At 62.7% G+C, this 9,723-nt stretch carries 3 protein-coding genes, 1 tRNA gene and 2 pseudogenes; 4 read left to right on the top strand and 2 right to left on the bottom strand.

All coding sequences use genetic code 11. The features are described 5' to 3' along the window. Positions 1 to 114: 114 nt before the first annotated feature. The 4 genes and pseudogenes from OC159_RS19120 to OC159_RS20045 all read left to right on the top strand — a co-directional run. Positions 115 to 456, top strand: a pseudogene (locus OC159_RS19120) (hypothetical protein); the annotation flags it as partial. A gap of 10 nt (positions 457 to 466) precedes the next feature. Further along, positions 467 to 2,374 carry a DUF2793 domain-containing protein gene (locus OC159_RS19115; RefSeq protein ID WP_265502832.1) on the top strand — a complete coding sequence of 636 codons (1,908 nt, stop codon included), beginning with the start codon at positions 467 to 469 and terminating at the stop codon, positions 2,372 to 2,374. A 12-nt stretch (positions 2,375 to 2,386) separates the two neighbouring features. Further along, positions 2,387 to 2,695 carry a hypothetical protein gene (locus OC159_RS19110; protein WP_265502831.1) on the top strand — a complete coding sequence of 103 codons (309 nt, stop codon included), beginning with the start codon at positions 2,387 to 2,389 and terminating at the stop codon, positions 2,693 to 2,695. Positions 2,696 to 2,785: 90 nt separating this feature from the next. Then, positions 2,786 to 3,459 (top strand): annotated as a pseudogene (locus OC159_RS20045) (YcbK family protein). 58 nt (positions 3,460 to 3,517) lie between these two features. Here OC159_RS20045 and OC159_RS19090 read toward each other — a convergent pair. Further along, the gene (locus tag OC159_RS19090) at positions 3,518 to 8,740 is read right to left on the bottom strand and encodes a putative Ig domain-containing protein (RefSeq protein ID WP_265502826.1); all 5,223 of its coding nucleotides are present in this window, start codon (positions 8,738 to 8,740) and stop codon (positions 3,518 to 3,520) included. Between the two features lie 869 nt (positions 8,741 to 9,609). Beyond that, a tRNA-Met gene (locus OC159_RS19085) sits at positions 9,610 to 9,686 on the bottom strand. Positions 9,687 to 9,723 lie beyond the last annotated feature (37 nt).

Here is a 9,723-nt window from a genome sequence, read left to right as displayed (position 1 = left end):
GTTATACGCTGGCCAGTTCTTGGTCTTGTAGCTCGGCGGCGTGGGTCTGCTCATGCAGCACGGCTACCACGCCAGATTCGCCAGCTGAATCCCCCTTAAGACTTTGTGCAACAAAGCCTCGCCCATGTCGAACAGCCCTGGCGTCGTGCACGCAGCCCCGGCGACCTGACCATCTGCTGGACGCGGCGGTCACGATCTCTGGCCGCGGACCGCTGGGGTCCCGGAGAGGTGCCGTTGGCCGAGGACATTGAGGCCTATGAGGTCGAGGTTCTGCAGGCGGGGGCCGTCCGACGCACGCTCAGCACCACCGTAACCAGCGGTCTCTACACCGCCGCCCAGCAGACAGCCGATTGGGGCCGGCTGCTGGGTCCCGGCGACAGCCTCACCCTGCGCATTTATCAGCTCTCCGGCCTCGTCGGGCGTGGGGCGCCGCAAGCCGTCACGCTCACCTTCTGAAAGCAGGACCATGTCCGACATCACCACCCACCTCCTGCTGCCATACATCTTGGCATCGCAGGCGCAGAAGCACGTCACCCATAACGAGGCTCTGCGCCTGCTGGACGCCATGGTCCAACTCTCGGTGCTCGATCGGGATCGAATGGTACCTCCGCCCACGCCTGCCGATGGCGATCGCCATATCGTCGCCTCAGGCGCCACTGGCCTCTGGGCCGGCTGGGACCAGAACATCGCGCTTCGGAGTGATGGCGTCTGGATGCGCCTGGTTCCGCGGCCCGGGTGGCTTGCCTGGGTGGCAGATGAGGCCGCATTCATGGTCTGGGCCGGCAGTGGCTGGGATCCCGTCGGTGGCGCATCGCAGCTGTCAGATGCTGAGTTCACCCTCGTGAATGCGGTGGACCCAACCAAACTCGCTATGTTCTCCCTGTCGGGCATCAGCACCGGGGCGACGCGGACGTTCAGCCTGCCGAACACATCCGCGGAGTTGGCAATCTTGGCGGGTACCCAGACCTTCACCGGCAACAAGACCTTCTCGGGTACCTTCATCGTGTCGGCTGCGGCCGCCACAATCGGTACGGCAACTGGCACCGCCAGCTATGGTGTCGGCACCGGCACAACGGCCAGCGGTACTGCGAAGACGCTGAACCTTGGGACTGGCGGTGCTGCGGGGTCTGCGACTGTGGTCAATATTGGCTCCGCCACCGCGGGTGCGAGCGGTACGACGGTGGTCAACACCCCGACTGTGACCTTTGCCAATGCGGTGACTGCGGTGGCCATGCCGCAGGCGAACCTGACCGCGCAGCTGCTGGGTCTCGGTGGCGCCGCGGCCGATAGCTACAATCGCTTCTCGATCAATGCACCTGCGATGCTGTTCAGCAACGCTGGCGCGGGGATCGAGGCGACGTTCAACAAGGCCGCCCCGGCCCATGATGCGGCCTTCGCCTTCAAAACCGGGTTCTCGGCCCGGGCGCTGCTGGGTTTACTTGGGAGCGATGATTTCAGCATCAAGGTCAGTCCGGACGGCGGGACCTTCCATGAGGCGATCCGGATCGAACGTGGTACCGGCCGGGTCGAGCTGGCTGAGCCGGTGCTGATGCCCAGTCTGCCAGCAACGCCGGACCCGCCGCCCGCGGGCAAGTTGGCAGTCTATGCCCGCGAGCGCGCGGGTGCCGGATGGGTGGATGTGCAGCGACCCTCGGGAGGGTTCTTTCCCCTGCAGCCACATTTTGGCGTCAACCGCATTGCCACCTGGGCGCCCTCCTCCGGGACCACGGTGAACACCCATGGCATGCCGCGCACCTCCGTCGGTACGGTCGCCACGCCGACGCTGACCACCACCAACCTCTCGAACAGCATGCGACGGTGGCGGGTGACGAGTGCGGCGACGGTCGATGCGGTCGCGGATGAGCGTTCGGCAGGGTGGGTCTGCTGGCGTGGCAATGCCGAGGGCCTCGGCGGATGGAGCTACGTGAACCGGCTGTCACTGACCACGCTGCAGGCCACGGGCATGGGGTTCTTCGGCCTGTTTGGGTCGGTGGCTGCACTAGCTGCCAATCTGACGCTGGCGGCGGTCACCAACTGCATCGGCATCGGCTTCCAACGGGGCACCCATGCAAACTGGCAGCTAGTCCACAACGATGGCACTGGCGCCCCAACCCTGGTCGACCTAGGCCCGGCCTACCCGGTCGCCAGCCTGACCAATGTGCTGACGCTCTATATCGCCGCTGCGCCGAACGACACGGAGATTGGCGTGCGGGTGGTCGAGGAAGTCAGCGGTGCAGCGGCTGAACGGACCATCATCACGGACATGCCGGCGCCGACACAGATGCTCAGTCCGCGCAACTACATGAACACCGGCAGCACCGCCGCTGCGGTCGCCTACGACTGGTCGGGCGTCTACGTCGAGACCGACTTCTGAAAGGATGCCTCCATGACCCACCGCCCTACCCTCCTGCAGGACGTCGCACAGGCGTTCCGCGATCACGGTGTCACTGCGGCCCTTACTGCGCTCATCGGTGGCACCGTCGCCTTGCTGGCCTCCGTCACCCGCAAGGCCTTCACCAATGACGCCATGCTGGCGCGTCTCGACAAGGAGCTGGCCACCGAGCGCAGCCGCGTGGATCGGCAGCGTGCCGAAGACCGGGCCAGCGACGCACAGCGGCTGGAGCGCATAGAGACCGACATCCGCGCCATGCGCAATCTGATGTTCGAGGCCTTCCAGCGTGGCCGCTCAGACTGAGCGTCCGTTTGATCTGACGACAAGCACCACCAAGCCGAATGACCCCACCCGCCATACTGGCGGCCTTTTTCATGTCTGGAGACCAACACCATGACGACCACCACCTATGCCCACTTTCGCGATGTCCCCAAAGCCGCATGGCGCTGGCCCAACTTCTCACCGGCCGAGATCGCCTGCCGCGGCACCGGCGCCATCAGGATCAATTCTGAAGCCATGGACAAGCTGCAGGCGCTGCGTGATCGGCTCGGCAAGCGCTGATCGTTCGCTCCGCCTATCGCAGCCCCAGCCACAATCGCGCCGTTGGCGGGGCTCCAGCCTCCAAGCATATGCTCGGAACGGCATACGATATCTCCATGTCAAACCATGATCCGGCGGTGTTTGCTGCGGCCGCCCGGGCGGTTGGTTTCTTGGGGTTTGGGACGTATCCCCGGTCCGGTTTCATGCATATCGACCTGGGGCCCGCACGCAACTGGGGTGAGCCCTTCCCCACACGCGCGACGGCATTCGTGCAAGAGAAGCCATTGGCGCGGGAGGTATTGGCCGAGAGCCGGTCTCTGAAAGCCGGAGGGGCAGCGGGCATCGCAACCGTCGGCGCTGCCGGTATCGAGGTGGCCCAGGAGGTCCTGGCGGAAACCCAATCGGCCATCTTGCCGCTTGTGCCCTGTCTCGACACCCTACGCTGGGTATTCATCGCCGTCGCGTTGATCGGCATTGCTGTCACGATCCATGCACGGATCGACGACTGGAAGCAGGGTCTGCGGTAATGGGCAGGTCTATAAAGAAAATCACCGGCAAGAGCAGATGCCCTTGCCGGTGATTTCATCAGAACTGTTTCGCAATACTGGCTCGTGCCCCCGCGGACTTGGCGCCGTCGCCCTCGATGTTGAGAAGGAGCGAAAGACCCAGGTTCCACTGGTCTGGCGTGCGGGCGCTAACCCCGCCACTGATCGAGCCAAACGCGCCCGCCCCGTCCATGCCGGAGAAGCCGCCGGTAAAGCCTAGCGTCGGCGTGAGCCTTGTCCCGTCCTTCAGCGTAAGCTGCTGGATGATCTCGGCGCCAAAGCTAACGCGCAGCTGTTCCTCGGTGAAACCATCAACGCCGATTTCTTCCTGAGCATCATTGCTAACGACGTAATCATCCACGCTTTCCTTGAAGTAAACTGCACGCAGCTTTGGCGTTAGGGTGGTGGTTTCATCAAGTTTCCACTGACCTTTGACAGAGGTGTCGAACATTCGGCGTGAGGTGCGGAAGGTCCCGTCCCAAAATGCGGTATCGATGTCGTTCGACGAGCCGCCATAGAGCAGGCTTGTATCCCAGAACACGCCTTCCCCTAGTTCGAATGACATGGAAGGTCCCGCCATCCAGCCGTTGCCAGTCAACTCGGCATCTTCATCAGACGGGTCCGTCATATGATCATAGTGGAGGCTGAGGCCGACAAGCGCTTTATCGTTGAGCAGATAGTCTGCCCCACCCGAGATCATGCCGAAGCTGCCCCACTCGCCGCCACCTTCGCCGTTGCCGGCGTCGCGCTTGTGCAGCAGGAAGGTGCCGTCCATCCACATGTTGAACGGGGAACTGGTGGTATCATGGACCCCATCTGCATGGTTCTTTGCCGCCTCCATTTGCGCCAGGCTCGTCGAAAAACTAAGTTTTACGCCCTGCCCCGAAGGGCTGACCTGAGTGGTCACGCGCTCGGTCGCTTGATCCATGCGCCGACGCTCAAGCAGACCGGGAACACTGATTGTGGAAGAGATCATGTTCTGACGGTTTCTGACAAAACCGTTCACCAGACCGTCGATATCCGCCGCAACTTCGGCTGCGTCATAATCGATCTCGTAAATAACGGTTCCGGTGTTGGACACGCCAAGCGCACTGGTGAGGCTAAAGTCCACCGTCACCGTGCCCGAATAGGCCGGATCGGGGATGAACTTCAGATACCACCCGAGAGGACCGGATGAACCTGCTTGAGCAAATTCGCCACGCACGATGGAGACCCTACCAGCATTCTGCGGTACCACGGCGGCAACCTCAGCCCACATGAAAGGACCACCGGTGGCTCCCCTGGTCAGATCGATGTTCAAGGGCGATGATCCGGCAGCAACTTTAACCCGTTTGTCGGTCACTGTTACCGCCCGCTCTCTGACTTTCAGAGTATAGACTGCCGCACCGGTGGCACCGTTGCTGTCACGAGCTTGCACGGTGAAGGTGTAGTCACCTTCTGCGTTTGAGGCCAATGTTCCGCTCAGTTCGCCGGAGGATGCTGCAAGAACCAGTCCCTCCGGCAAGGCACCGGACGAGACAGTATAGGTTGTCGTGCCGGCCCCACCCGTGGCGGAGAAGAGTTGGCTGTAGTCTTCACCCGCCATGGCTCCCGTCAGAGCGCCGGTGGCCGGGGTGAAGCTGAACAGTACAGGAGCCGCTTTGACGGCGATGCTGTAGCTCACCGATCCGGTCACCTGATGGGCGTCGGTGGCGGTGACAGTGAACGTGTGCTCGCCTGCCACGGTCGGCGTGCCAGAGATCGTGCCCGAGGTGCTGAGCGACAATCCTGCTGGCAGATCACCGGCGGTGACTGCGTAGCTGTAGGGGGCGGTGCCCTGCGAGGCGGCAACGACCTGGCTATAAGCCGTACTGACCGTTCCGGCCGGCAGCACACCCGTCGCTGGCGCGAAGGCCAGGGTTGGAGCCGTGACGGAAACGCTCACCGTAGCGGCCTGCGACGTGCCGGACGCGTTGGTGGCGGTGTAGGTAAAGCTGTCGGTGCCGGAATAGCCGGCGGCCGGGCTGTAGGTGATTGTCGTGCCCGACACCGTCGCGGTGCCATGCCAAGGATCGGCAAGCACTGCAACCGAAGTCGCTGCGCCGCCGGTGACGTTCAGCGCGATGGCGTTGTCCGCCGAGTTCGCGTCCACCGTGGCCGTGACGCTACCCGCAACTGGTGCTTGGACGGCCACGGCGATGCTGTAGCTTACCGATCCGGTCACCTGATGAGCGTCGGTGGCAGTGACGGTGAACGTGTGCTCGCCTGCCACAGTGGGCGTGCCCGAGAGGGTGCCCGAGGTGCTGAGCGACAATCCTGCTGGCAGATCACCGGCAGTAACCGCATAGCTGTAGGGCGCTGTGCCCTGCGAGGCGGCAACGGCCTGGCTATAAGCCGTGCCAGCCGTGCCCGCAGGCAGCACGCCGGCCTTCGGCGCAAAGGCCAGGGCTGGAGCGGTGACGGTGAGGCTCACGGTAGCCGCGGTCGAGGTGCCGGACGCGTTGGTGGCAGTGTAGGTGAAGCTGTCAGAGCCGGAGTAGCCGGCGGCCGGGATGTAAGTGATCGTCGTGCCCGACACCGTCGCGGTGCCATGCGCAGGATCGGCAAGCACTGCAACCGAGGTTGCCGCGCCGCCGGTGACGTTCAGCGTGATGGCATTGTCTGCGGAGTTCGCAGCCACTGTGGCGGTGACGCTACCCGCGACCGGTGCCTGGACGGCCACGGAAATGCTGTAGCTTACCGATCCGGTCACCTGATGGACATCGGTGGCAGTGACGGTAAAGGTGTGGTCGCCCGCCACGGTCGGCGTGCCCAAGATCGTGCCCGAAGCGTCGAGCGACAGTCCAGCCGGCAGAGCACCGGCGGTGACCGCATAGCTGTAGGGCGCCGTGCCCTGCGAGGCGGCAACAGCCTGATTGTAGGCCGTGCCCGCAATGCCGGCCGGCAGCACGCCGGCCTTCGGCGCGAAGGCCAGGGTCGGAGCGGTGACGGTAAGGCTCACGGTAGCCGCATCCGACGTGCCGGACGCGTTGGTGGCGGTGTAGGTGAAGCTGTCGGTGCCGGAATAGCCGGCGGCCGGAGTGTAGGTGATCGTCGTGCCCGACACGGTCGCGGTGCCATGCGCAGGATCGGCAAGCACTGCCACCGAGGTTGCCGCGCCGCCGGACAGGTCCAGCGTAATGGCGTTGTCTGCGGAGTTCGCAGCCGTTGTGGCCGTAACGTTGCCCGCAACCGGTGCCTGGACCGCCACGGAGATGCTGTAGCTCACCGATCCGGTCACCTCCTGGGCGTCGGTGGCGGTGACGGTGAACATGTGCTCGCCTGCCACGGTCGGCGTGCCCGAGATCGTGCCCGAAGCGTCGAGCGACAGTCCAGCCGGCAGAGCACCGGCGGTGACCGCATAGCTGTAGGGGGCGGTGCCCTGCGAGGCGGCAACAGTCTGGCTGTAGGCTGTGCCCGCCGTGCCGGCCGGCAGCACGCCGGCCTTCGGCGCGAAGACCAGCGCCGGAGCGGTGACGGTAAGGCTGACGGTCGCCGCGGCCGAGGTGCCGGACGCGTTGGTGGCGGTGTAGGTGAAGCTATCGGCGCCAGAATAGCCGGCGGCCGGAGTGTAGGTGATCGTCGTGCCCGACACCGTCGCGGTACCATGCGCAGGATCGGCAAGCACTGCAACCGAAGTCGCTGCGCCGCCGGTGACGTTCAGCGCGATGGCGTTGTCCGCCGAGTTCGCGTCCACCGTGGCCGTGACGCTACCCGCAACTGGTGCTTGGACGGCCATGGCGATGCTGTAGCTCATCGATCCGGTCACCTGATGAGCGTCGGTGGCAGTGACGGTGAAGGTGTGCTCGCCTGCCACGGTCGGCGTGCCCGAGATGGTGCCCGAAGTGTCGAGCGACAACCCTGCCGGCAGGGCACCGGCGGTGACGGCGTAGGTGTAAGGCGCCGTGCCCTGCGAGGCAGCAACGGTCATACTGTAGGCCGTGCCCGCCGTTCCGTCCGGCAGCGCACCGGCCTTCGGCGCAAAGGCCAGGGTCGGGGCGGTGACGGTGAGGCTCACGATCGCCGCGGCCGAGGTGCCGGACGCGTTGGTGGCGGTGTAGGTGAAGCTGTCAGAGCCGGAATAGCCGGCGTTCGGGGTATAGGTGATCGTCGTGCCCGACACCGTCGCGGTGCCATGCGCAGGATCGGCAAGCACTGCAACCGAGGTTGCCGCGCCGCCGGACAGGTCCAGCGTAATGGCGTTGTCTGCGGAGTTCGCAGCCACCGTGGCCGTGACGTGGCCCGCCACCGGTGCCTGGACGGCCACGGCGATGGTGTAGCTGACCGATCCGGTCACCTCCTGGGCGTCGGTGGCGGTGACAGTGAACGTGTGCTCGCCCGCCACGGTCGGGGTGCCCGAGATCGTGCCCGACGTGTCAAGCGTCAGTTCGACCGGCAGAGCACCGGCGGTGACCGCATAACTGTAGGGCGCCGTGCCGCCAGAAGTAGTAATTGTTTGGTTATAGTAGATACCAGCCATCGCATTAAGCGGTGTGCCTGGGGCCGGACTAAGGGCGAGGACTGGAGCCTCGCGCGTGATTGTAACCGTGTAAGTCCGGATTGTGCCATCCTCTGCCTTACCAAGGATCTCCACAATATTATCGCCAGGAACGAGGGTCACCTGCCAAGAAGAGCCAGACTGTCGCTCCAAGCCGCCTGCGATGTAGGTCGCACGCGGATCAGTCGTGTCGGCGTTCAACCACACAGAGTTCGTCGCAGCCGGGACAAGAACTGAATATTGGGTAGTTTCCGCAGCAAAAGTCGGCGTCAACGTACCGCTTCCAATCCAAATGTTCGAGAGCGTCGCATCAGACGAGGGAATGTAGGTATAGGCGTTGTACAAAATTGTAGTGGCCCCAGGTGTGGTTACCGCCACATGGACCGGCCCCGCAGCATGGGCCGGGGTCGTGGCTGTGATCTGGGTATCGCTGTTGACGGAATAGCTGGTTGCTGCAGTACCCCCAAAGGTAACGCCCGTCACGCCGGTAAGGTTGGTTCCGGTGAGGACTACGCTGGAGCCACCTGCGGTGTTGCCGGCGCTCGGAGAAAGACCGGCGATCGAAGGAATGGCAGGTTCGTCTGCTGCGCACTTTACAGTCGCTTGGACCACAGTCCCCGGATTAAATTCTGTTCCCCAAACATAGACGACGTAATCATCAGCGTCCACCGGCACGACAAAATCAGCGTTGAGGTTTAACTCGTTGCCGGCAGTGGCGTATTCTTCAAGATAAACGATATTATGCATTTCACCGTAGATTGCGAAACCACCGCCTGTGTAAGGACTCGCGTTAGTGCTCCCTATCGACGTAACTTGGTAGGAAATAACATCACCAGCTTTCAAACTCAGGTTATTCAAATAGAGTTCTGTATAACCCTGCGCAGTATAACCGCTACCAAATGCGGCATCGATTTTAGAGCACCCCGGTGATTGAGCAGATGCGCTATTAGGAAATACTAAAGCGATGAATAGAGCAGCAGAAACGCTCATAAGGCCTCGCAGAACTGCGCGGGCCTTTGAACGGAAGCTTGAAACACAAATATCAAAGAGGAAAAGGCGAAGTAAGTGCAGTTTAGGTTTATGGCGGCTAAGCCATAGATCTACAAACGTTACTACTACAGGCTTTTGATGGGTATTTGGCCACATTTTTATTCGTCCCGCTTTCCTGCGCTCTTACGTCAGGTCACCTGATGCACGCGGGACAAAGCAGACAGCGGTCAAAATACACCGTGCTTGTCCGAGGCAGGTAAGGGAATTACCTCTGCCAGATGACTACGGCGCGAAACTAGGGCAAGGTCATTTGCAAAACGTTAACAGGCTTTGAGAAAGTCCGCAGCCACTACGCATTTGCCGTGGTAGACGGGCTTGTACAGTACTCTCGTCGAGCCAACGAAAAACGTTTGGGCTCAGCATCGACGGAGTCCGCGAGGGATGCTCTCCGAAACCCGTTTTCAGCAGCCAGTCAGAGCTTCAGCGCCACGAATGTACCAGCGCCTCAACAAGCCCCCGCTGTCCGGAGGCCTCGCTCAACGTTGATGTGGCGTTGAGTTGCTTTGTGCCCATGCGAAAGCCCCGCTGTTGGGCGGGGCTTAGAGCATTGTTATTGCGGATATTTTTGGTTGCGGGGGCAGGATTTGAACCTGCGGCCTTCAGGTTATGAGCCTGACGAGCTACCGGGCTGCTCTACCCCGCGCCGGGATTGTCCTGATCGGGTTTGATCGTGATCAGAG

The organism is Paracoccus beibuensis (assembly GCF_026162625.1).
In the GTDB taxonomy this organism is placed as follows: Bacteria; Pseudomonadota; Alphaproteobacteria; order Rhodobacterales; family Rhodobacteraceae; genus Paracoccus; species Paracoccus beibuensis.
Note: the sequence above shows the minus strand (reverse complement) of the source record. Positions and strands in the feature narration are given on the sequence as shown.